The organism is Burkholderiales bacterium (assembly GCA_023511995.1).
Taxonomy (GTDB): domain Bacteria; phylum Pseudomonadota; class Gammaproteobacteria; order Burkholderiales; family Thiobacteraceae; genus Thiobacter.
Genome location: JAIMAL010000023.1, coordinates 16,845 through 38,052, shown reverse-complemented (window position 1 = coordinate 38,052; position 21,208 = coordinate 16,845). Strand labels below are relative to the sequence as shown.

General features: G+C 66.5%; 20 protein-coding genes and 2 tRNA genes. 4 read left to right on the top strand and 18 right to left on the bottom strand.

Translation table 11 applies throughout. The annotated features are described in order from the left end of the window. The 4 genes from K6T56_11040 to imuA all read right to left on the bottom strand — a co-directional run. On the bottom strand, positions 1–1,417 hold a 1,417-nt coding region (locus K6T56_11040; protein ID MCL6556886.1), incomplete at its 3' end, for a ribulokinase. Positions 1,418–1,424: 7 nt separating this feature from the next. Beyond that, on the bottom strand, positions 1,425–2,363 hold the full coding sequence (locus K6T56_11035) for a PHP domain-containing protein (GenBank protein ID MCL6556885.1): 939 nt from the start codon (positions 2,361–2,363) through the stop codon (positions 1,425–1,427). Positions 2,364–2,453: 90 nt separating this feature from the next. Beyond that, positions 2,454–3,866, bottom strand: coding sequence for a DNA polymerase Y family protein (locus K6T56_11030; protein ID MCL6556884.1), 1,413 nt, complete (start codon positions 3,864–3,866; stop codon positions 2,454–2,456). A gap of 27 nt (positions 3,867–3,893) precedes the next feature. Beyond that, positions 3,894–4,613 (bottom strand): translesion DNA synthesis-associated protein ImuA, encoded by a 720-nt coding sequence (gene imuA / locus K6T56_11025; GenBank protein MCL6556883.1) that lies wholly within the window; start codon positions 4,611–4,613, stop codon positions 3,894–3,896. A 102-nt stretch (positions 4,614–4,715) separates the two neighbouring features. Here imuA and K6T56_11020 point away from each other — a divergent pair, with 102 nt between their 5' ends. Together K6T56_11020 and K6T56_11015 are read left to right on the top strand one after the other, a co-directional pair. Beyond that, the gene (locus tag K6T56_11020) at positions 4,716–5,048 is read left to right on the top strand and encodes a hypothetical protein (GenBank protein MCL6556882.1); all 333 of its coding nucleotides are present in this window, start codon (positions 4,716–4,718) and stop codon (positions 5,046–5,048) included. A 3-nt stretch (positions 5,049–5,051) separates the two neighbouring features. After that, positions 5,052–5,423, top strand: a complete 372-nt coding sequence (locus tag K6T56_11015) for a hypothetical protein (GenBank protein ID MCL6556881.1) — start codon at positions 5,052–5,054, stop codon at positions 5,421–5,423. A gap of 4 nt (positions 5,424–5,427) precedes the next feature. Here K6T56_11015 and K6T56_11010 read toward each other — a convergent pair whose 3' ends face one another. From K6T56_11010 to K6T56_10960, 11 genes are all read right to left on the bottom strand, one after another. Then, positions 5,428–6,120: a ceramidase gene (locus K6T56_11010; GenBank protein ID MCL6556880.1), complete on the bottom strand. Its 693-nt coding sequence runs from the start codon at positions 6,118–6,120 to the stop codon at positions 5,428–5,430. Between the two features lie 94 nt (positions 6,121–6,214). Further along, positions 6,215–7,900, bottom strand: coding sequence for a fused response regulator/phosphatase (locus tag K6T56_11005; GenBank protein MCL6556879.1), 1,686 nt, complete (start codon positions 7,898–7,900; stop codon positions 6,215–6,217). A gap of 1 nt (position 7,901) precedes the next feature. Further along, positions 7,902–8,210, bottom strand: a complete 309-nt coding sequence (locus tag K6T56_11000) for an STAS domain-containing protein (GenBank protein ID MCL6556878.1) — start codon at positions 8,208–8,210, stop codon at positions 7,902–7,904. A gap of 23 nt (positions 8,211–8,233) precedes the next feature. Continuing rightward, positions 8,234–9,280: a chemotaxis response regulator protein-glutamate methylesterase gene (locus tag K6T56_10995; GenBank protein MCL6556877.1), complete on the bottom strand. Its 1,047-nt coding sequence runs from the start codon at positions 9,278–9,280 to the stop codon at positions 8,234–8,236. Continuing rightward, a complete protein-coding gene (cheD, locus tag K6T56_10990; GenBank protein MCL6556876.1) occupies positions 9,280–9,888 on the bottom strand; it encodes a chemoreceptor glutamine deamidase CheD in 609 nt (202 codons plus the stop codon). Before cheD ends, K6T56_10995 begins: the two co-directional genes overlap by 1 nt. A gap of 8 nt (positions 9,889–9,896) precedes the next feature. After that, complete coding sequence (locus tag K6T56_10985) at positions 9,897–10,805, bottom strand: chemotaxis protein CheR (protein ID MCL6556875.1); 909 nt, start codon at positions 10,803–10,805, stop codon at positions 9,897–9,899. A gap of 105 nt (positions 10,806–10,910) precedes the next feature. Then, positions 10,911–13,256 carry a PAS domain-containing protein gene (locus tag K6T56_10980; protein ID MCL6556874.1) on the bottom strand — a complete coding sequence of 782 codons (2,346 nt, stop codon included), beginning with the start codon at positions 13,254–13,256 and terminating at the stop codon, positions 10,911–10,913. A 14-nt stretch (positions 13,257–13,270) separates the two neighbouring features. Beyond that, positions 13,271–13,744: a chemotaxis protein CheW gene (locus K6T56_10975; GenBank protein ID MCL6556873.1), complete on the bottom strand. Its 474-nt coding sequence runs from the start codon at positions 13,742–13,744 to the stop codon at positions 13,271–13,273. 31 nt (positions 13,745–13,775) lie between these two features. Beyond that, positions 13,776–15,947 (bottom strand): chemotaxis protein CheW, encoded by a 2,172-nt coding sequence (locus K6T56_10970; GenBank protein MCL6556872.1) that lies wholly within the window; start codon positions 15,945–15,947, stop codon positions 13,776–13,778. Between the two features lie 39 nt (positions 15,948–15,986). Beyond that, positions 15,987–16,352: a response regulator gene (locus K6T56_10965; protein ID MCL6556871.1), complete on the bottom strand. Its 366-nt coding sequence runs from the start codon at positions 16,350–16,352 to the stop codon at positions 15,987–15,989. 14 nt (positions 16,353–16,366) lie between these two features. Then, entirely contained in the window at positions 16,367–17,527 is a 1,161-nt protein-coding gene (locus K6T56_10960) for a hypothetical protein (GenBank protein ID MCL6556870.1), read from the bottom strand. A gap of 155 nt (positions 17,528–17,682) precedes the next feature. Here K6T56_10960 and K6T56_10955 point away from each other — a divergent pair. Continuing rightward, positions 17,683–17,759: transfer RNA gene (locus tag K6T56_10955), tRNA-Arg, on the top strand. Positions 17,760–17,915: 156 nt separating this feature from the next. Here the strand turns inward: K6T56_10955 and K6T56_10950 are convergent. Further along, positions 17,916–18,005 (bottom strand) — tRNA-Ser (locus K6T56_10950). 292 nt (positions 18,006–18,297) lie between these two features. Between K6T56_10950 and K6T56_10945 the strand changes: the two genes are divergently transcribed. Then, the gene (locus K6T56_10945) at positions 18,298–18,999 is read left to right on the top strand and encodes a Bax inhibitor-1/YccA family protein (protein ID MCL6556869.1); all 702 of its coding nucleotides are present in this window, start codon (positions 18,298–18,300) and stop codon (positions 18,997–18,999) included. Between the two features lie 43 nt (positions 19,000–19,042). Here the strand turns inward: K6T56_10945 and rlmD are convergent, their stop codons facing one another. Continuing rightward, a complete protein-coding gene (gene rlmD / locus K6T56_10940) occupies positions 19,043–20,419 on the bottom strand; it encodes a 23S rRNA (uracil(1939)-C(5))-methyltransferase RlmD (GenBank protein MCL6556868.1) in 1,377 nt (458 codons plus the stop codon). Beyond that, entirely contained in the window at positions 20,376–21,155 is a 780-nt protein-coding gene (locus K6T56_10935; GenBank protein MCL6556867.1) for a 3'-5' exonuclease, read from the bottom strand. Before K6T56_10935 ends, rlmD begins: the two co-directional genes overlap by 44 nt. Positions 21,156–21,208: the final 53 nt, after the last annotated feature.

Below are 21,208 nucleotides of genomic sequence, written 5' to 3'. Positions count from 1 at the left end.
CCGCGGAGGCGTGCTGGACCCGGGCAGCCAGCACCTCGCGGCCGATGATGTCGGCGGTCAGCTGCAGCAGCAGCGGGTTGCGCTCGGCGAGCCCCCCGCAGGCGTGGACCTCCCGCACCGGCACGCCGCCGGCCTCGAAGGTCTCGATGACGCGCCGGGTCCCGAATGCCGCGGCCTCCAGCAGCGCCCGGTAGATCTCGTGGGGCTGCGTCGTCACCGTGAGGCCCACGATGAGTCCGGACAGCTCGGCGTCCACCAGCGGCGTGCGGCAACCGTTCCACCAGTCGAGGGCCAGCAGGCCGCTCTCGCCCGGGGCCAGACGCGCGGCATCGGCTTCCAGGCGGTCGTAGGCGGCGGCCTCGCCCCCACCCGCGGCGTATGCGGCCGGGACCGCGTTGCGCACGAACCACTGGAAGATGTCTCCCACCGAGTCCTGTCCGGCTTCGTAGCCGAAGAGCCCTGGGAGGATGCCGTCTTCGACCACGCCCGAGATGCCGCGGACGGCCTGGCGGCGCGGGTCGACCAGCAAATGACAGGTGGACGTGCCCATGATGGCCACGAGCTGGCCGGGCCGAAAGACGCCGACCGCGGGCACGCCGGCATGCGCGTCGATGACCGCCACGGCCACGGCGGTGCCCGGCCGCAGGCCGGTGCGCCGCGCCCAGGCGTCGCACAGGCCGCCCGCACGGGCGCCGACGGGCTGCGGCTTGGGCCCCAGCTTGTGGAGGAACGACGCCAGTTCCGGGTGCAGCGCCGCCCAGTAGGAGGCCGGAGGAAAGCCCGCGTCCTTCTGCCAGTGCGCCTTGTACCCGGCCTGACAGGCGCTGCGCACCTCTGCCCCGACCAGTTCCCAGACGATCCAGTCGCCGCCCTCGATCCAACGGGCGGCGGCCGCGGCCACCTGCGGCGCCTCGGCGAGCACCTGCCAGGCCTTGGCCCAGGACCACTCCGACGACGTGCGCCCTCCGTACCACTGGAGGAACTCTCCCCCCGACCGGCCTGCGGTGGCATTGATCCGGTCCGCGTACGGCTGCGCCGCATGGTGCTTCCACAACTTGGGCCAGGCGTGGGGAATCCTGGCGAACTCGGGCAGCAGGCACAGCGGCGCGCCCTGGGCCGTGGCCGGCATCACGGTGCACGACGTGAAATCCACACCGATCCCGATGATGGCTTCGGCCGGCGCCGCCGCGGCCAGGGTGCGCAGCAGCGTCTCCAGCGCCTCGACCCAGTCACCGGGGTGCTGGAGGGCCCAGTCCGGCGGCAACCGTTCCTCGGTGTCGGGCAGCGCCCGGTCGATGACCCCGTGCGGATACGTGTAGGTTGCCGTACCCGCCATGCGGCCGTCGGCCACGTCGACCAGCACCGCGCGCACCGATTCGGTGCCAAAGTCTATGCCGATGGTGTAGCGCGTGGCCACGGCGCCCTCACGCGAAGACCCGGGGTTCTATGCCGGCCATCTTGCAAAACCACACCAGGTCCTCCACGTAGTCGCCGTAGACGCCGTGGATGTGGTTGGAGTCGTACTCGCCGAGGAACTCCTCGGCCGGCACCTTGAACCTGGCGAACGCGTGCGGCCACTGCGGGGTGGTGGCCCTGGCCTTGGCGGCCGCCTTCTCCGGGGAGAACTCCAGGAACTCGCCGGGCACGATGGCCATCCAGTACCGGCCGTTGCGCCGCGCCAGCCGCGCCAGGGGACGCAGATGACGCTCGCCGTTGGCAAAGAAGGCAAAGCCCGCCTCCTTCACCGGCACGCCGAGGCGGATCGCCGTCAGGGTATCCTGCAAGGCTCGGCGGGCGCGCACGTGCATGTGCACATCGCCCGCCGCCACCAGGGGCACGCCACAGGCGCGACCAAGCGCCTGCACCTGCCGCAGGCGTGCTTCGTCGTCGGGACCCAGCAGGCGTTCCCAGACGAGCCAGCAGGCCTCGGGAAAGCGCGCCTTCCACCAGGCCACCTCCGCCGCCTGCAGCCGCGCATCGGGCAGCAGCAGGGCAAGGCAGCCGGGCAATCCCTTTTCCAGATCGGCCCGCTGTAACCGATAGCTCCCCTTCACCGCGGCGCGACGGCCGTGGGTGATGAGCTGGGAGAGATTGCCGTAACCTTCCCGGTCCGTGGCGAGCAGCACCAGACGCGGTCCGTCGGCGAGCCTGATTTCCGTCCCGATGAGGAGTTTGAGCCCCACCTCCTTCGCCGCCAGATGCGCCCGCACCACGCCGGCAAGGGAACACTCGTCGGTGATCGCCAACGCCCCATAGCCCAGCTCATGGGCGCAGACGACCAGCTCCTCCGGATGGGAGGCGCCGCGCAGGAAACTGAAATTGCTCACGCAGTGCAGCTCAGCGTAGGCGGGCAAGGAAGCCATAAAAATCCATCGCAAAAAATGCCGGTTTCTCACCGCGGCGGACACAGGAAAACCGTGCCTTCCAGAAAACCGTGCTTCAGGAAAATGGCTTCACGCAAAAATCCCGTGCAGGAACCATGCCCCTGTCGCCTCGCGGTACACCCAATAGCGGGCGCCGCCGGCGGCTTCGGCGATGAAATAATCCCGAGCCACGGGCTCCTCCCACCAGCCGGCCTCGATGCGTTCCGGCCCCTGGCAGAGGGTGAGCGGGCCACCCCAGTGGGGCACCCCCCCGCGCAGGGGAAGGGGCCGCGGTCGCGGCAGCAGCCAGAGGGGGCGGGGGGCGGAAAAATCCACCCCATCGACCGCGCCGGGCTCGGCCGCTTTCATCGCCCGCTCCGGCCGGTGGTCGGCCACGCATTGCAGGCTGTGCACCATGCCCTCACCCAGCCGCGCCCGCAGGCGTTCGATGAGGGCAGCGGCGTTTTCCTCCTCCGGCTTGGCATCGGGGAAAAGCTCCAGATTGCGCGGCCGATAGGGCAGAAGAGCCGGCGCGAGGAGAACGATTTCCCGCACCGGCTGCGCCAGGACAAGCCCCGCCATGTGCTCCCGCAACAGGGAAAAAAGACGCCGGGCATCGCGGGCCGGGGAGACCAATCCCACCGTCAGCCGGGTGGGGGGCGAGGTACCGGCGAGAAGATCCACATGGAATTGCTGCACCCCGGCGCCGCGGCCCCGCAGAAAGCCTTCCAGTTCCTCGAGGAGACGCCGGGCGGCGAAGAGCAGGGCGCCGCTGTCCTGCACCTCCGCCGGCAGTTCCAGGCGGGAGGCGAACTGCGCCGGCGGCTCGAACCAGGGACGGGGATCGGGCAGCCGGCCGAGGGCCTGGTCGAGGGCTTCGAGCAGGGCGCTGCCGAAACGCCGCGCCACTCCCGCGCGGGGCAGGGCCAGGCACTCCCCCACGGTGGTCACCCCCATGGCCAACAGGCAATCGGCGTGCTCCCGCGCCCCTTCCGCCAGCAGCAGGGGCAATCCCCCGATTGCAGCGGGCAGCTCCGCGGGATCGGTGATGAGGCGGCGCTCCCCCGCGCGGGCCAGCCACATCGCCGCCCGGGCCGTGGGCGCCACCGCCGGCAAGGCGCGATAACCCAGACCGCGCACGCCCCTTTCCAACCCCGTGAGCAGTTTTGCCGCGCCGCCAAAGAGCCGCAGACACCCCCCGATCTCCAAGAGCAGCCCGTCCTCCTCCAGGGTCACGTGGGGCGTGAACCGCCCGGCCCAGCCGGCCAATCCCGCCAGGGCCTCGGCCTCCCGCCCCCTGTCGCGGCAAAAGACTTGCAGAGATTCCAGCCGCGCCTGGGCGGCGGCCACCGTCATGCCCGGCCGGACCCCGGCGGCTTGGGCCGGCCCATTGGCCACCTCCACCCTCCCCCCCTCCGCCGCCACCGCCGGACACCTCACCGCCATGCCGCGAGTGAAGACCTCGAGGGGCAGTTGGGGCAGATGGAGGGCAAGCCACAGCATGGGACACGCAGGGGAAAGGGCCGGGAATCAGGCGGCCTGCCGGCCCTCCCCTCCCCCTGGAGGGAGGGTGGGAGTGAAGGCGCTGCCTGCGCCCTCCTCCCCGCCTTCCCCCAGCCGGGAAAGGGGCGCGGAAAAACGCAGGTGGAGGGGAAGGGTTGCCGCCGCCCCGCGGCGTTTGAGGATGCGCAGGACAAGCCCGCCGCCTTTGGGTGCCAGCGCCAGCCGCAAGGCGGCCGGCGAGGGCGCCTCCGCCGCCTGCAGGGGACGGAAAAGGAAACCCGCCGACCTCCCCGCTTCGGCCGCAAGCTGCAGCCGGCGCAGGGCCCGCCCGTCGATCTCCCCCGGCCAGCACACCACCGCCCCCATGACGCCGGCCCGCAGGGCCTGCTCCGCCGCCCACCACGCCTCCCGGGGATGGCTTCTGCCCACCACCAGCAGACGGGAAAGCACAACGCCCGCCGCCGCCAGAGCAGGCGCATAGGGCAGATGGGGCGGCGCCACCCAGGCGACCCAGCGCCCCGCGCGGGTGAGGCCCGCCAGCGCCGGCATGAGCAGCCGCAGCTCCCCTATCCCCTCCCGGTCCAGGAGCAGCTCGGTGAGCGCCCCCACCGGCCAGCCACCCCCGGGCAGCTCGGCATCCAGCGCCGGGTAGCCGCTGGCCAGACCGGGCACGGCCACTGGGGCGAGGGCATCCCCCCGCCACAGGGCTGGGTGCTGCAACAAAGGGGAAAGCGCAGAGGCCATCATGATCCCAGCCTATCGAACGATCGTTCGATGGTCAAGGGGGTCTCAAGCCTTCGCCCTTTTGGCCGTAAAATCAAAACATTCGCAAACCCAAGGGAACCGGCGATGCGTTTTCCCGTGGATCCGCCCCCTCCCATCGGCGTGGTGGAGGACCCCTACCTGATCGAGCAGCCGACCGCCATCCGGCCCCTGCGCCCGGTAGGCACGCCCCTTGCCCAAAGCCGCCTGTTTCCCCGCCGGCCCCGCCCCAGCGCCACCCCCGCCCCGGCGGAACCCGTCCCGCCCGCGGTGGAGCGCCGCAGCGGCGAAGACCGGCGCAAAGGCGACCGGCGCAAGGCCAACCTGCCGGTGCTGGTGGACACCCGCTCCGGCCTCGACCGCCGGCGCAGCAAACGGCGACGGGACGACCCCACCTTCCGCATCGACGAAAAAGTCTGAACCATGGCCCGCAAACTCCTCGCCCTGGTGGAGTTCATGGGCCACGCCCGCCTGCCGGCCCTCTATCGGCAACTGGGCTTTGAGGTGACCACCGAATTCCAGGCGCGCAAGGCCGTCTCCCGCGTACGCAGCCTGAAGCCGGACGTGATCGTGGCCGATTTCTACTTCCAGGCCGATTTCCGCGACCGCCTGTCCAATCTGGAATCGCTGCTCGCCGCCGCCCAGCCCCTCGCCGACACCCGCATCCTGGTGCTGTATGAGCCGGGCAGCGAAACCGCGCTCACCCAGGTGCGGGCACGGCTGCGCATCGATGCGGCCCTCCCCGTGCCCGTCAACGAGGCTGCGCTTTCCGCCGTGCTCGAGGCCTGGCGCTGAAGGCTCATCCGCCCGGATCGTTTGCCCCCTTGCCCTCTGCTCCCCCTAGGGGAGAGGGATGTCGTTGCGTCTTGAAGCTTTCCTGAATCAGCAGGAAAAGCGCCGCTGCCGCGCCCAGGTGCCAGAGGAAATGGCTGCCGATGGGCCAGAAGGGACAGATGGCGAAATCCAAAAGACGCGCCGCGATGGCCAGCAGCAGAAGCCCCGCCGCGGCGGCAAAGCCCCCTGCCGCTCTGCCCTGCAGGGCAAGCCAGGCGGCCATCCCCGCCACGAAGGCCACCGCCGGCAGGTAGAAGCCCACCCCGTTGAGCAGGTGGGGCGGCATCACCCACGCCAGCACGCCTTCCACCGCGACGAAGGCGGCAAAGACGGCAAGCGCCCTGCCCCAGCCAAAGCCTGCCACCTGGCGCAGAAACACCCAGGCAAATACGCCCATGAAGGCGCCGATGGGCAACACATCCGCCCAGAGGGTCCAGCGCCACGCGGTCAGATGCCAGAGGGTGCTGCCAACCCCGATGGCCACGAGCAGGGAAATAATGAGCCGCGCCGTGGCCGTGCCGGGCCAGGCCGGGCTGCGCACGAGCCCCCAGGCGGCGAGGAAAAAGGCGAGATTGCTGACGGTATTGACGGGCTCGCCCCACAAACCCGGGACGCTTCGCTCACAGTACTGGGGCAGATAGGAGAGGAGTTCCACCATGGCAGGGCGCTTTTACCGGGCCCCTCAGAGGGCGCACCACGAAGGGTAACCCCGGGAGCCAGGCCACGGCAGCCTGCTTCCGGCCGGCTTGCCCCTACAGCGCATAACGGGCGCGCACGCTGTTGCCCACACCGGAATAGACGAGTTCCGAGCAGAGGCTGCGCACCAAGGCGATGCCTCGCCCATGGGGACGATCATGGGTCAAGGGTTCCCCCAAATACGCCCCGTAGTCGAACCCCGGGCCACTGTCTGTGATGGTGACATCGAGCACATTGCCGCCTTCCACATTGTGCAGGTGGAACTGTAACTCGATCTTGCCCTCCTGCAGGGTGTAGAGGCGTTCGATACGCGTTTGGAGATAGCGCTCGAAGCCGCCTGGTTCCGCCTTGAGGCGGGAATCCAGGCCCAGCACCCCGTGATCCAGGGCATTGTTGAACAATTCGGAAAGGACCACGAAAAGCGCACCCTGATGGGGTTTCAGGGCGGGAATGCGCATCAGAAAATCCATCACGCCCGGCACCACCTCCAGTTGACGAAGCTCGCTGGGGCCAAGGCAGAGGCCAAGACGATAGCCGGTGCTCTCCGCCCCCCTCTCCTGTGGGGGAACGGCGACGGAGACCACCTGGCACTGCTGCGGCAGCCCGATGAAAAGCAGGGTGGCATCGTCGTGGAGCGGCCCGCCGCCGAGATGCGCCTCGAAGGCCCCCACCACGGCCTGCAAGCCTTTGCCTTCCGCCGTGGCGTTTGCGATGACCGCCTCCAGGCCAAAGGGTCTGCCCTCCGGCGACTCGGCTTCGATGAGGCCGTCGGAACAGACGATGAGTTCACCCGGCAGCGTGTACGTGAAGACTTGCGGCTGACTGCAGAAATCCTTTTCCGGCAGGATCCCCAGCGGCGGATGGGCGGAGCGGAAACGGGTTACCTTGCCGCTGCCATCGCGCCAGACCACATCCGGGTTGCCGCCATTCCAGATTTCGACGACCTGTTGCGCCCCATCCACGGCGATGAGGGTGGCGGCGACGAAACGGTCCACGGGCAACAGGTGCTTGAGCTTGCGGTTGATCTCCCGGGCAATCGCCGACACGGAATAACCCTTTGCCGTCATGCTGTGGAACACGTCCGTCACCGGAAGCGCAGAAAGCGCGGCGGGCAGACCATGACCGGTGGCATCGGCAAGGAGCACGTGCAGCACACCGGCAGGGGTACGCGCCCCACACACCAGGTCCCCGCTCACCTCCCCATAGGGCACCTGGTAGATCCGCAGTTGGGGATCGTGGGTGTCTTCCCGGTCCGTCAGGTGAGTCAAGACATGGGCGGCCAGTTGCGCTTCTTCTTCAGCGCGGGCCCGCCTGTCCGCGAGCTCCTCGTTCTGCCGCGCCAGCTGTCGCTGGCTTTCCACCAGACGGGCGAAATTGCGCAGCTTGGCCTGGAGGATGGCCACGTTGATGGGCTTGGGCAGGTAATCATCGGCACCGGCCTCGAGGCCCCGCAGCACGTCATCCGTACCATCCAGAGCGGAAAGGAGGAGGATGGGCACATGCTGGGCAGTGTGGGCAAGACGCTGACGCAGGGCGCGGGTGGCGGTGATGCCGTCCATGACCGGCATTATCACGTCCATCAACACCAGATCAGGCTGTACCTCGTCGAAGCGTTGCAGGGCCTCCTCCCCGTCATGGGCGAGGACGGCGCGGTGACCGAGCTGCTGGACGACTTTTTCCGCAAGCTTGAGATTGGCAGTCGCATCATCGACGATGAGGATGGTGAGGGAACTCTCGGTCACTTCAGCCCTCGATGGTGAACATTCTGCCGAAGTTGGCCACTTCCAGAACCTGGCGGACCGTGCCCCGGGCGCCGCTCAAGACAACCTGCTTGCCTGAAGTCTGCGCCCTTTCCCGCAGAAGCAGCAGCATGCCCAACGCCGAGCTGTCCACATACTCCACCCGCCCCAGATCGATAACGATCTCCCGCACCGAATTGTCTTCGAGGAGGGGCATGTAGGCATCGCGAAATTCCCGATGCACGCTGAAGTCGAAACGGCCATCGAGGCGCAGGCGCGCCCGCCCGTTTTCGGTTTGAACCGGTATCTGCATGGCAGTTCTCCTTTCGTTGTCGTTCAGCCGCCCTTGGCGCCGGCCAGGTAGTCAAGGATTCGTCCGGCGATCTGGGGCAGGGGACAGACCTCGGCCGCCGCGCCCATTTCCACCGCGGCCTTGGGCATGCCCCAGACCACGGAGGTCGCCTCATCCTGGGCCAGGGTGTAAGCCCCGGCCTTGCGCATCGCCGCCAGGCCCTCCGCCCCGTCGCGCCCCATGCCGGTGAGGATGACCCCCACCGCATTGGGGCCCAGGGTCTCCGCCGCACTTTGGAACAGCACGTCCACGGAAGGGCGGTGGCGGTTCACCGGCGGTGCCTGGGAAAGCTCGGTGTAATAGTAGGCGCCACCTCTGCGCACCAGGAGGTGGGAATGGCCGGGGGCCACGTAGGCATGACCCGGCAGCACGCGCTCGCCATGCTGGGCTTCCTTCACGGTCATCGCCGACAGGCGGTCGAGGCGCTCGGCGAAGGAGCGGGTGAAGCCCTCCGGCATGTGCTGGGTGATGAGGAGCGCAGGGGCGTCCCCCGGCATGCGGGAGACGATTTCCTTGATGGCCTCGGTGCCGCCCGTCGAGGCACCGATGCAGACGATTTTTTCCGTGGTCCCGAACAATCTGCCGGCGAGCACCGTCGGCTGCCGGGCGGGCGCCGCCCGCCGCACCTGGGCGTGGGCGGCCGCGCGAATCTTCTCCGCGATCTCCTCCGCCACCGCGGTGATCCCTTCCGCCAGTCCCAGCTTGGGTTTGGCGATAAAATCCACGGCGCCCAGTTCCAGTGCCCGCAGGGTGACCTCCGAGCCCTGCTCGGTGAGACTGGAGAGCATCACCACCGGCATGGGCCGCAGGCGCATGAGCTTTTCCAGAAACTCGAGCCCATTCATGCGCGGCATTTCCACATCCAGGGTGAGCACATCGGGATCGAGACTCTTGATGAGCTCGCGCGCGACATAGGGATCGGGCGCCGTCCCCACCACCTCCATGTCGGGGAAGGAACCAATGATCTCGGTAAGCAGCCGGCGCATCAGCGCCGAGTCGTCCACCACCAGGACGCGTATCTTGCGGGACATCAGAACAGCTCCACTTCACCCGACACCGGCGCGCGGGTGAGGCGCTTCTTGTAGTCGCGCTCGCGCTCGATGATGGTGTCGTTGTGCAGATTTTTCAGTTTACGCACCAGCACCCGGCCCGTGGCTGGAAAGAAATACACCTTCCTCGGATATGGTCCCCGCAGGTCTTCCGCCAGGACGGGGATTTTTTCATTGGCGAGGAAATCCAGCACGAATTCGCTGTTGGCATCGCCGACATTGACGCTCTCCATACCCTTGAGCACCGCTGCACCGCCGAACACCTTGGCTTCCAGGCGGCTTCGGCTCGCGCCCAGCTTGAGCAACTGGTTGATGAGCACTTCCATGGCATAGGCGCCATAGCGGGCCGAGGCCGAGCGCAGATCATGGGGGTCGCCCCCTTCCGGCAGCATGAAATGGTTCATGCCACCGATCCCGTTCACGGGATCGCGCAGACAGGCGGCGACACAGGAACCCAGCACGGTCACCAGCAGCATGTTGCGCCCCGTGGCGTAATACTCCCCTGGCAGCAGCTTGACCGCCTCGATGTCGAAGGTGCGGTCGTAATAGTGGTTCGGAGCACGGATCTCCTCCAGGTGCTGGGCTGCCATGCGCCGCTTCATCCTGCGTGCCCTTGCGCCTGGCCGCCGGCGCGAACCATCCCCTGGGCGTGCCGCTGTCCGTGCCGCAGGCCGTGCGCGGCCGCCTCGGCATGCACATACACCGTCTGCCCCTTGAGGCGGAAAAGATCGGCTGCGTGATAGAGCGCCTCCGAGTGTCCCACGAACAATAGGCCATCCGGCTTCAGCAACGGCTTCATTTTCTGCAGGATGCGGTACTGGGTCGGCTTGTCGAAATAGATCATCACATTGCGGCAGAAGATGGCATCCAGCGGCTCGCGCACGGGCCAAACCGGATCCAGCAGATTGACCCGCAGGAAGCTGACCATGGCCTGGATCTCCGGCCGCACGCGCACGAATCCCGCCCGCTGCCCCTTGCCCTTGAGGAAAAACCGCTGCCGCTGCGCCACACTCAGCCGCTCCACCTTTTCCAGGGGGTAGATCCCCTCCCGTGCCCGCGCCAGCACCTGGGTGTCGAGGTCGGAGGCAATCACCCGCACCCGGCCCGGATCGTTGGGAAACACCTCCGCCGCGGTCATGGCGATGGAGTAGGCCTCCTCGCCCGTGGAGCAGGCCGCGCTCCAGATGGTGATGGGCCGCGCCGGGCGCTCCGCCAGGAATTCGCGGAGGATGGCGAAGTGATGGGCCTCGCGGAAAAAGGCGGTGAGATTGGTGGTGAGCGAATTGACGAAGGCCTCCCATTCCGCCTCGTCGCCGCTTTTCAGCCGCGCGAGATAATCGCGAAAGGTTTTCAGCCCCGTGGCCCGCAGCCGCCGCGCCAGCCGGCTGTAGACCATGTCCATCTTGGCATCGGTCAGATAAATGCCGGCGTGGCTGTGGATGAGGGCGCGGATTTCGGCGAAGTCCCGGGGCGTGAATTCGAACTCGCGGCTGACCGTGGGCGACATTGCTCTCGGGCTTCAGGTATCAGGTGTCGGGAAGCAGAAATCAGCGGTCAGGGATCAGAGTGCCGGGGAGACGGAACACGTGTCCCCTGTCCCCTGTAACCTGAATCAGAACTCCTCCCACTCGTCGTCCCCCGAGGCGGCCAGTTTCGGGCGCGGGCGGGCGGCTTCGGGGCTTTTGCGTTCGCTTCGTGCCGGCACCGCGCGCAGTGGTGCCGGTGTCCGGCTGCCGGCGGTGGCCAGCTTGAACACGCTCACTGCCCGCGCCAAACCATCCGCCTGATCCTGCAGGCTTTCCGCGGCGGCGGCCGCCTCTTCCACCAAGGCGGCGTTCTGCTGGGTCATTTCGTCCATCTGCGCCACGGCGGCATTCACCTGCTCGATGCCCTGGCTCTGCTCGGCGCTGGCCGCGGAAATCTCGCCCATGATATCGGTCACCCGCTTCACCGCGCGCACGATTTCATCCATGGTGGCGCCGGCCTGCTCCACCAGCTTGGAGCCGTCGTTGACCTTCTCCACCGAATCGGAGATGAGCTGCTTGATCTCCTTGGCCGCCGCGGCGCTGCGCTGGGCGAGGTTGCGCACCTCGCCGGCGACGACGGCGAAACCTCGCCCCTGCTCGCCGGCCCGTGCCGCCTCCACGGCGGCATTGAGGGCGAGGATGTTGGTCTGGAAGGCGATACCGTCGATCACGGTGATGATATCGGCGATCTTCTTCGACGCTTCGGCGATGGCGTTCATGGTCTGCACCACCTCGCCCACCACGGTGCCGCCCTTGACCGCCACTTCCGAGGCGCCCACCGCGAGCTGGTTGGCCTGGCGCGCGTTCTCCGCGTTCTGTTTCACCGTCGAGGTCAGCTCATCCATGCTGCTTGCCGTCTCCTCGAGGCTGGAGGCCTGGCTTTCGGTGCGCGCGGAGAGGTCGGCATTGCCGCTGGCGATCTCGCGGGCGGCGGTGTTGATGGCATCCGTTGCCTCCCGGATCTGCGTCACGATCTCCTGCAGGCGGTCACAGGTGGTGTTGGTGGCCTCTTTCAGGGCGCCGAAGAGCCCCTGGTAGTCGGCCTCGATGCGCTGGGTGAGGTCGCCTTCGGCAAGGGCCCCCAACACCCGCGCCACGTCGTTCAGGCCGCGCTCGGTGGTCTCCACCAAACGGTTGATGCCTTCGGAGAGCTGGCGGAAGAAGCCTTCCTTGTCCTCCACCTTGAGGCGCCGGCTCAAATCCCCGCTGGCGGCCGCTTCGATCAGCGCCGCCACCTCGCGCTCCACCGCCACTTCCGCCGTGCGGTCGGTCCACTCCGCCACCGCGCCCAGACGGTTGCCTTTTTCGTCCAGCACCGGACTTGCGCGCACCATCATGCTGCGGCCCCCCAGCTCGAAGCGACCGGTGTGGGTGCCCTTGAGTTGCGCCAGCATCTGCGCCTGATGCTGGGGATTTTTGTGGAACTGGTCGATGCTGGCCCCCAGCAGCCTGTCGGCGTTGAAGTTGGGCAGATCCTTGCGGATGTCCGCCTCGGCGTTTTTCAGCAGGGACTGCACGGCGCGGTTGAGGTAGATGATCCGGCGCTCGGCATCGGCAATCATCACCCCGGTGCTCACATTGTCCAGCGCAATCTTGACCCGCAGCATTTCCTCCGCCTGCTGGCGGGAACGGGCCAGATCATCGCCCAGACGGATGTAGAGGGAGCGGAAGGCGTCGGTCATGGCGCCAATCTCGTCATTGGCCTCCTTGGCGACGATGACGCTGAAGTCCCCCTGGGAGACCTGGCGCATCTGCCTGGTCAGCACCTGCAGGGGTTTGAGGCCACGCCGGATCAGTGCCGCCCCAACGAAACCGACGACGCCACCGGCAATGGCAATGGTGTCCCCGACCGTTGCCCCGAACAGGGCGCCGCCCAGGCCCGCCCCCACCGCGAGCAGCAGGAAATAGGCGGCCAGGGCGTTGATCTTGGTTGCCAGCGGCATGTCCCGCAGGCGGCGCAGGAATTGGGAGAAGGCGTCGGTGCGCACCACTTTGCCTTCCTGGATGCGCAGACCTTTGGCCTCCCCGGCCTTGAATTTCGCGTAGATCTTGCTGACTTCCTCCACCGCCGCGCGATCGGGCTTGGTGCGCACGGAAAGGTAGCCGGTGATCTGGCCGTTTTCCCAGATGGGTGTGGCGTTGGCCACCACCCAGTAGTGATCCCCGTTCTTGCAGCGGTTTTTCACATAGCCCGTCCAGGGTTTGCCCGCCTGCAGTGTCTCCCACAGGTCCTTGAAGGCTTCTACCGGCATATCCGGATGGCGCACCACGTTGTGGGGCTGGCCAATGATCTCCGCCTCGGAAAAGCCGCTGATTTCGTAGAAATAGGGGTTGGCGTAGGTGATGATGCCGCGCGTGTCGGTGCGCGACACGATGTACTCGCCATCGCGCATGATGCGTTCGACATTGGTCACGGGAAGATTGATGCGCATGGTCATGCCTCCTTTCAGGCGGTTTCCTCGACCAGGGCCATGTCGCGGCTGGTCATGAGTTTTTCGATATCGACGATGATGATCATCCGCTCATCCACCGTGCCCAGGCCCAGGATGTAGCGGGTATCCAGCACGGAGCTGAAATCGGGGGGTGGGCGCAGGTTTTCCGCGCCGAGCTGGATGACGTCCGACACGCCATCGACGACGATACCCACCACGCGCCCGGCGACGTTGAGGATGATGACCACGGTGAACTGGTCGTAGGTCGCCGTGCCCACGTCGAGCTTGATGCGCAGGTCGATGATGGGCACGATGACACCGCGCAGATTGATCACACCCTTGATGAAGGGCGGAGCGTGGGCGATGGTGGTCGGCTGCTCGTAGCCGCGGATTTCCTGCACCTTGAGGATGTCTATGCCGTACTCCTCCCTGCCCAGGGTGAAGGTGAGATACTCCCCCGAGCCCGCAGGCAGCCGGCCTTCCGTCATCGGTACGTTCGTCTGTTCCATGCTCTCTCCCTTATGCTGGCAAAGTCTCGGCCGGCGCCTTGGCCTGCCGGGTGAGGCGCAGGCCCATGCGGGTCAAAGCAGAGACGTCGAGAATCATCGCCACCCGGCCATCCCCCATGATGGTGGCGCCGGATATGCCCTCGACCTTGCGGTAATTGGTCTCCAGGCTCTTGATCACCACCTGGTGCTGGCCCAACAGTTCGTCCACCTGCAGCGCCGCCTTGCCGCTTTCGCCCTCGACGACGACGAGGATGCCCTCGCTCGCCTCATGGAGCGCCCCCGGTACGGCGAAGACCTCGGCGAGCGGTATGAGGGGCAGGTATTCGCCGCGGATGGCCACCACCCGCCCCTGGCCGGCGATGGTGCGGATATCCTCGCGGCGGGGCTGCAGGGACTCCACCACCACGGTAAGGGGGACGATGTACGTCTCGCTGCCCACGCGCACCGACATGCCGTCCAGGATGGCGAGGGTGAGGGGCAGGCTGATGACCACACGGGTGCCGAAACCGGGCGAGGATTCCAACTCCACGCGGCCCCCAAGGGCTTCGATGTTGCGCTTGACCACGTCCATGCCTACCCCCCGGCCCGACACTTCGGTCACCGCCTCCGCCGTGGAAAAACCCGGCGCGAAAATGAGCTGCCACACTTCCGCGTCGCCCATGGCATCACTCACCGGCAAACCCCGCTCCCGCGCCTTGGCGAGGATCCTGGCGCGATTGAGACCGGCGCCATCGTCCATCACTTCGATGACGATCTTGCCCCCCTGGTGAGAGGCCTTGAGGGTAAGGGTGCCTTTTCTCGGCTTGCCCGCCGCTTCACGCACCTCCGGCGCCTCGATGCCATGATCGAGGCTGTTGCGCACCAGGTGGGTGAGGGGGTCGGTGATTTTTTCGATGAGGCCCTTGTCCAGTTCGGTGCTCTCGCCGATGGTCTTCAGCTCCACTTCCTTGCCCAGCTTCTTGGCGAGATCCCGCACCACCCGCGGAAAACGGGAAAACACCGTGCTCATGGGCAGCATGCGGATGGACATGACGGCCTCCTGCAGGTCCCGCGTGTTGCGGGACAAAAGGTCGATCCCCGCCAGGACGCGCTCCGCATGCACTGGGTCGAGGATGCTGGCCGACTGGGCCAGCATGGCCTGGGTGATCACCAGTTCCCCCACCAGGTTGATGAGCTGATCCACCTTTTCCACCGACACCCGGATGCTCGATGTCTCCAGGGAAACCGCCGCGACGGGTCGCGGACGGGTGTCCTTTGCCTCTGCCGCTTTGGCACCCGCCGGCGTTTGCGCCGAGGCGGGCGAAGGCGCAGCAACCGCAGCGCTTTGTGCCGCCTGACTCCCCTCTGGCGCGCCCGGCGCGTCGGTGAAAAAGCCGAAACCCTCGCCTGCCTCCTCCTTTAGCGCCGGAGCGCCAGGCGCGTCGCTGAAGAAGCCATAGGCCGCGCCTGCTTCCTCCTTGGGCGCCGGCGCACCCGGTGCCTCGGCAAAAAGCCCCCAGGCTTCCCCGCCTCCCTCATCCGCCGCCGCAGGCTGCGCTTCGATGCGAATCTCCTCCGATGGGGCATAGAACTCGAGCACTTCGCGGATTGCGGCCGGCTCCCGCTCCGTGTCGAGCCAGAGGGCAAGGCGCGGGTTTTCCGCGCTGGCGGGGGCGAGGAGCTGGCAGTCGCCCAGCTCCTTCAAGGCCGAAAGGAGGTTTTCCACACAAGCTGCTTCCCCCGCGCAGTCACGGGTCAGCGTGCATTCGATTCCATAGCGGACTTTTGCCCCGGCGTCTGCGCGCCCCTTTGCGCTGCCGCTCGCCAGCGCCTCCAGGCGGGCGACGATGTCCCGCACCAGTTCCTCCTCCACGGCTGGGCCGCCCTGATGCTGGCTGAGCTGGGCCTTGAGCACATCGCCGGCGGCAAGGCACGCATCCACCATTTCCGCCGTCAATGTCAGTTCGCCCTTGCGCACCTTGTCCAGGAGGGTCTCCACGACATGGGTGACCTCTGTCATGTCGGTGAAGCCGAAGGTACCGCTGCCCCCCTTGATGGAATGGGCGGCACGGAAAATGGCATTCAGGTCGTCCGGCGCGGGCGAGGCCAGATTAAGCGCCAGAAGCAGCGTCTCCATGCTCGCCAGATGCTCCGCCGCCTCCTCGAAGAACACTTGATGGAACTGGCTCAAATCGATGCTCATCGCGCCTTCCTTCGCTTTCTTGTTCTTCGTTGCGGCAGTTCAGCCGATGACCTTCTTCACCACCTCGAGGAGCTTGCTGGGGTCAAAGGGCTTGACCAGCCAACCAGTGGCTCCGGCGCTGCGGCCGGCGGATTTCATCGCCTCTGAAGACTCGGTGGTGAGCATCAGAATCGGCGTCGATCGATACTGGGGCAGCCCCCTCAGGCTCTTGATCAGGGTCAGGCCGTCCATTTTCGGCATGTTCTGGTCGGTCAGCACGAGATCAACCGTCCGCCCCTTGGCCTTGGTCAGGCCCTCTTCGCCATCCGCCGCTTCCACCACCTCGTAGCCGGCGCTTTTCAGGGTGAAACTCACCATCTGCCGGATGGAAGCAGAATCATCGACTGTCAATACGACTTTCCCCATGGCTGTACCTCGCTTCAGAACAATTCGATTTCGCCAGCGCTCATGCTCTGCTGGCTCACCGGGCTGCGGCGCTCATCGAGCCCGGCGACCGTCTGCCGGACCCGCTCGAGCGCCTGCTGCAGGGCGGCGTCGAGCTCCAGCTGCTCTTCCAGCCCGTGGAGGAAACTTTCCAGCACCGCCTCGGCGCCCTGGATGCGGCTTTGCGCATGGCCGATCAACTGGCTGGACAAATCCTGGAACTGCAGCGCGGTGACCGCCTGGTTGACGTCCGCATCCACCTCGCCAGCCAACCTGTCGATCTCCTGCACGGCGCGGGCCATGTCCCCATTGAGCTCCTGCAGGTGGCGCATGGCCTCCTCCACCCGCTGTTTGGATTGCAGAACGAAGCTCATGTCCACCGCCGCCACCGTCTGGATGGACTGGCTCGCCCGCTTAAGATCGTTGTGCACCGTATCCATGCGGCCGCGGATCTGCTGGCTGAAGTGATTGGTCCGCTCCGACAGCGCCCTCACCTCGTCCGCCACCACGGCAAAGCCACGCCCCGCCTCACCCGCCCGCGCCGCCTCGATGGCTGCATTGAGGGCCAGCAGGTTGGTCTGCTTGGCGATGCCTTCGATTTCATCGAGGATACGCAGCATGGCGCTGGCTTCCCGGTTGATGCCTTCCATCACCTCCACCAGCTCCACGGCAAACTTGCTGTTCTCCAGCGTGTTCTGGACAAAGGCATCCAGGGTCGCCTGGGTCTCACCGACAAATTCGGCAAAGCTCACGTGGTGGCCGCCATTGAGCTCCCCCGCGGCGCCGCGGGCGATGGCCAGCGCCAGGTCCCGCTGGTGCTGGATCTTGGCGTGCATGCCGCCGAAGCTACCGGTGAGTTTTTCGATGGCCTCCGCCGAAAGGGCCTTGACCCGGTCCAGATCTTCGACGCCGGCCCGGCACAGGGTCCGCGCCTCACGCTGGCAGGCCTCCACCGCGACCCGCACCCCCGCCACCGACTGACCCGCCGCTACATTCGGCACCGGCGGGGATGCCGGCGGCCGTGCCCGGATGACCAGAAGGAGCCCCGCCGCGCCGGCAGCGGCCACGGCGAGGAGGCCCGGCACCGGCCCACCCCACCACACCGCGGCCGCGACCACGCCCCAGACCCCGAGATAAAGCGCAACTTTCCGAAACAAAGCGACCTCCTCCCGCTCTTATGCATGGACCCGTGCTGTTGGCCTTTTTGCGGCAGGGGGTGGGAAAACTTGAGGGCGACGGCGGGCGCCCCGGGGTGAAAAGCATGGGGCAGGGCATTGTCTGGGGAAACGTTTTTGTTATAATTGCCGGGCTTGCGCCCGTAGCTCAGTTGGATAGAGTACCTGGCTACGAACCAGGGGGTCAGGAGTTCGAATCTCTTCGGGCGCGCCAGTCACCATTCAGCCAGTCAACAAGGCTGAAACAAAGAGGGCTGCCCCCGGGCAGCCCTTTCTTGTTTGCTCGTGCGCCAAAGCCAGGAGGCGTGTGCCCCAGACCGCTGGCATCATTGCGCAGCCTTCCCTGGCATGGGCGGCTGCGCCCGCAAACTGGCGGAGGCGGTGAGATTCGAACTCACGAGGGGCGCAAACCCCTGGCGGTTTTCAAGACCGCTGCCTTAAACCACTCGGCCACGCCTCCGATGACCCGCCTTTCCCTGGCGGTTTTAGTTCCGGCCTCCCGCTCGCGCGGGCTTAACGTTCGCCTGGGCGAACGTTAGCCTCCACTGCCCTGTCGCCTGCGACAGGGTCAAAACCGCTGCAATGATACTGGGGAAAACGGCATCTGACACCCGCGATTGCAACTTCTCACGGCCTTGGCTAGTCTTACGGGAGCCTGAAGACCGCCCTCTCCCGAAGAGGCGGGCGGAAAGCCGGCCGCGTTGGTTTCCTTGAAGCAGCCGGTACTGTTTTTCGATTCCAAAGGAGTATCCATGCAACCTGAACTTTCGAGCTCTCATTCCACGATGCCTGCGGCGGTCACGGCCGTTCCCGCGGCGCAGAAGGTTTTGCGCAACACCTATGCGCTGCTGGCGATGACGCTTCTCACCAGTGCGGTGACGGCGGGCATCGCCATGGTCATCCACCTGCCCTATGGCGTGGGCCTGGTGAGCAGCCTGGTGGCACTGGCGCTGCTGTGGTTTGGCCTGCCGCGCACCGCTCACTCCGCGGCCGGCATCGGTGTGGTCTTCGCCATCACTGCACTTTTGGGCTTCGGCCTGGGGCCGGTGCTGAACCATTACCTGAGCCTCGCCAATGGTGCGCAGATCGTGATGCTCGCCCTGGGGATCACCGCCATCACCTTCCTCGGCCTGTCGGCCTATGCGCTGACTTCCCGCCGGGATTTCAGCTTCATGGCAAGTTTCCTCCTCGCCGGCGTCCTGGTGGCCTTCGTCGCGGGCATCGTCTCCCTGGTGGCGGCCCTCCTCGGCCATCCGCTGCCCCAGCTTGCGCTCACGGTGTCGGCGCTGTTCGCCGTGCTCATGTGCGGCATGATCCTCTATCAGACCGGGGAAATCGTGAATGGTGGGGAGACCAATTACGTGCTGGCCACTATCGGCCTCTATGTCTCCCTCTACAACCTGTTCACGAGTCTGCTGAGTCTTTTGGGTTTCTTCATGGGCGAGCACGACTGAGCCTTGCCTCCGCCACGGGGGGCGGCACCTTGCCGCCCCTTTTTCATGCCCGCTCGAAGAGGGCGATGGACTCCACATGCCCGGTGTGGGGAAACATGTTCACCACGCCCGCGGCTTTGAGCCGATAGCCTTTCTCGTGGCAGAGCACCGCAGCATCCCGCGCCAGGGTGGCGGGGCTGCAGGAGACATAAACGATGCGCCACGGGGCGCCCGGCCCCAGAGCCTTGACCACTTCGATGGCGCCATCCCGGGGCGGATCGATGAGCATCTTGTCGAAGCTGCCCAACTCCTTCAGCGCCGCCTCCGTCACCGCAAAAAGATCGGCGGCGACGAAATGGACGGTGCCCTCAAGGCCATTGGCGCGGGCATTGGCGCCGGCCCGCACCACCAGGGCCGGGTTGCCTTCCACACCCAGCACCTGCGCGCCACGCCGTGCCATGGGCAGGCTGAAATTGCCCAGGCCACAGAAGAGATCGGCGATTTTTTCGCCCGGCTGCGGATCCAACAGGCGCAGGGCGCGCCGCACCAGCACGCGGTTGATGGCGAAGTTGACCTGGGTGAACTCGGTGGGCGAAAAGGGAAGCGTGAGCCCAAATTCCGGCAACGTGTAGGCCAAGGGCGGCGCTTCCAGGGGATAGAAGGGATAGACGCTGTCCGGCCCCTTGGGCTGCAGCCACCATTGAATGCCGTAGCGGTCGGCAAAATCCCGCAGCCGGATTTCGTCGTCCGTCGTGAGGGGTTCGAGAATGCGCAGCACCAGCACCACCCCCTCCTCACCGACCGCCACCTCCACCTGGGGCACGCGGTCACGGATGGACAGCGCGCCGATGAGTTCCCGCAAAGGATCGATCAGGGCCGAGATGCGCGGCGGCAGGATCTCACAGCGGTGCATGTCGGCAATAAAGCTGCTGCGGCGCTCGTGGAAACCCACCAGCACGCCACCTTTCCTCGGCACGAGCCGCACCGAAAGACGCGCCCGATGCCGGTAGCCCCAGGCTGGGCCGTGGACTGCGGGCAGAATTTCCTCCGCCTCCACCTTGCCGATCCGCGCCAGATTCTCCTCCAGCACCCGCTGTTTGGCGGCCACCTGGGCGGAAGCTTCCATGTGCTGCAGCAGACAGCCGCCACAGATACCAAAATGGGGACAGCGGGGGACAACGCGCATGAAGCTGGGTTTTTCCACCCGTGTCACTTCCCCAAGCTCATAGGTGGGTTTGCGGCGCAACGTCCGGTATTCCACCCATTCCCCCGGCAGCGCGCCTTCGATGAAGACGACCTTGCCTTCCACGTGGGTCACCCCACGCCCCTCGTGATCCAGGGATTCGATGTAAACACTCATGGCAGGCGGCAGCGCAGAAGGTGGAAGACGGGGAACCTCAAGGGGTCTTCCATGCGGCGAGGTATTCCCGCCAGTGGGCATCCGGCAACTGGGCGAGATGGTCGCGCACCCGCGCCACTTCGCCGTCATAGGCGGCGCGGGTGAGGAAACCCCGCAGCAACTGGAAGCGCAGGTAAACGAGGAAGGTGTTGACCACGTCGGTCTCGCAGTAGGCGCGGATGGAGGCGATCTCACCCCGGCACCATGCCGACCACACCTGGGAGCCGTCCATCCCCAGCTTGCCGGGAAAGCCAATGAGCCGCGCCAGTTCGTCCAAAGGCACATTCGCCCGCGGCTGGTAGAGGGCGAGCAGGTCCATGAGGTCCAGATGGCGGGTGTGGTAGCGACTGATGTAGTTGTTCCATTTGAACTCGCGGTCATCCTCCCCCATGTCCCAGTAACGGGGCGCGGACAGACCGTGGATCAGCGCGCGGTAATGCAAGACCGGCAGGTCGAAGCCGCCGCCATTCCAGGATACGAGCTGCGGTGTGTATTTCTCGATTCCGTCGAAAAAACGCTGGATGAGCTCCGGCTCGCCTGCCTCCGGCGTGCCGAGGGACCAGACCCGGAAGCCCTCGTCGTTGCGCAAAACGCAGGAGATGGCGATCACCCGGTGCAGATGATGGGGCAGAAAATCGCTGCCGGTCGCCTGCCGACGCCGCTGGAAGGCGATCTCCGCGATCTCCTCGGCCGTTGCCCCGGCGTCGAGCTGCCACAACCGACGCAGCCCTTCCGTATCGGGGACGGTTTCGATATCGAAGACGAGAATGGGAACCATGGGAAAACTCCTGCCAAAGGGAAACCCGGGCGACCTTGACTTGCCTCAGGAAG

Bases quoted from the DNA above. Each gene is read 5' to 3' on its own strand.
- K6T56_10945 (MCL6556869.1), top strand. From the start codon at position 18,298: ATGCAACCTGAACTTTCGAGCTCTCATTCCACGATGCCTGCGGCGGTC.
- K6T56_11035 (MCL6556885.1), bottom strand. From the start codon at position 2,363: ATGGCTTCCTTGCCCGCCTACGCTGAGCTGCACTGCGTGAGCAATTTC.
- rlmD (MCL6556868.1), bottom strand. From the start codon at position 20,419: ATGCCCACTGGCGGGAATACCTCGCCGCATGGAAGACCCCTTGAGGTT.
- imuA (MCL6556883.1), bottom strand. From the start codon at position 4,613: ATGATGGCCTCTGCGCTTTCCCCTTTGTTGCAGCACCCAGCCCTGTGG.
- K6T56_11000 (MCL6556878.1), bottom strand. From the start codon at position 8,210: ATGCAGATACCGGTTCAAACCGAAAACGGGCGGGCGCGCCTGCGCCTC.
- K6T56_11015 (MCL6556881.1), top strand. From the start codon at position 5,052: ATGGCCCGCAAACTCCTCGCCCTGGTGGAGTTCATGGGCCACGCCCGC.
- K6T56_10980 (MCL6556874.1), bottom strand. From the start codon at position 13,256: ATGCGCATCAATCTTCCCGTGACCAATGTCGAACGCATCATGCGCGAT.
- K6T56_11010 (MCL6556880.1), bottom strand. From the start codon at position 6,120: ATGGTGGAACTCCTCTCCTATCTGCCCCAGTACTGTGAGCGAAGCGTC.
- K6T56_10985 (MCL6556875.1), bottom strand. From the start codon at position 10,805: ATGTCGCCCACGGTCAGCCGCGAGTTCGAATTCACGCCCCGGGACTTC.
- K6T56_10970 (MCL6556872.1), bottom strand. From the start codon at position 15,947: ATGAGCATCGATTTGAGCCAGTTCCATCAAGTGTTCTTCGAGGAGGCG.
- cheD (MCL6556876.1), bottom strand. From the start codon at position 9,888: ATGGCAGCCCAGCACCTGGAGGAGATCCGTGCTCCGAACCACTATTAC.
- K6T56_10975 (MCL6556873.1), bottom strand. From the start codon at position 13,744: ATGACGGAAGGCCGGCTGCCTGCGGGCTCGGGGGAGTATCTCACCTTC.
- K6T56_10935 (MCL6556867.1), bottom strand. From the start codon at position 21,155: ATGGTTCCCATTCTCGTCTTCGATATCGAAACCGTCCCCGATACGGAA.
- K6T56_11020 (MCL6556882.1), top strand. From the start codon at position 4,716: ATGCGTTTTCCCGTGGATCCGCCCCCTCCCATCGGCGTGGTGGAGGAC.
- K6T56_10965 (MCL6556871.1), bottom strand. From the start codon at position 16,352: ATGGGGAAAGTCGTATTGACAGTCGATGATTCTGCTTCCATCCGGCAG.
- K6T56_11030 (MCL6556884.1), bottom strand. From the start codon at position 3,866: ATGCTGTGGCTTGCCCTCCATCTGCCCCAACTGCCCCTCGAGGTCTTC.
- K6T56_10995 (MCL6556877.1), bottom strand. From the start codon at position 9,280: ATGTCCCGCAAGATACGCGTCCTGGTGGTGGACGACTCGGCGCTGATG.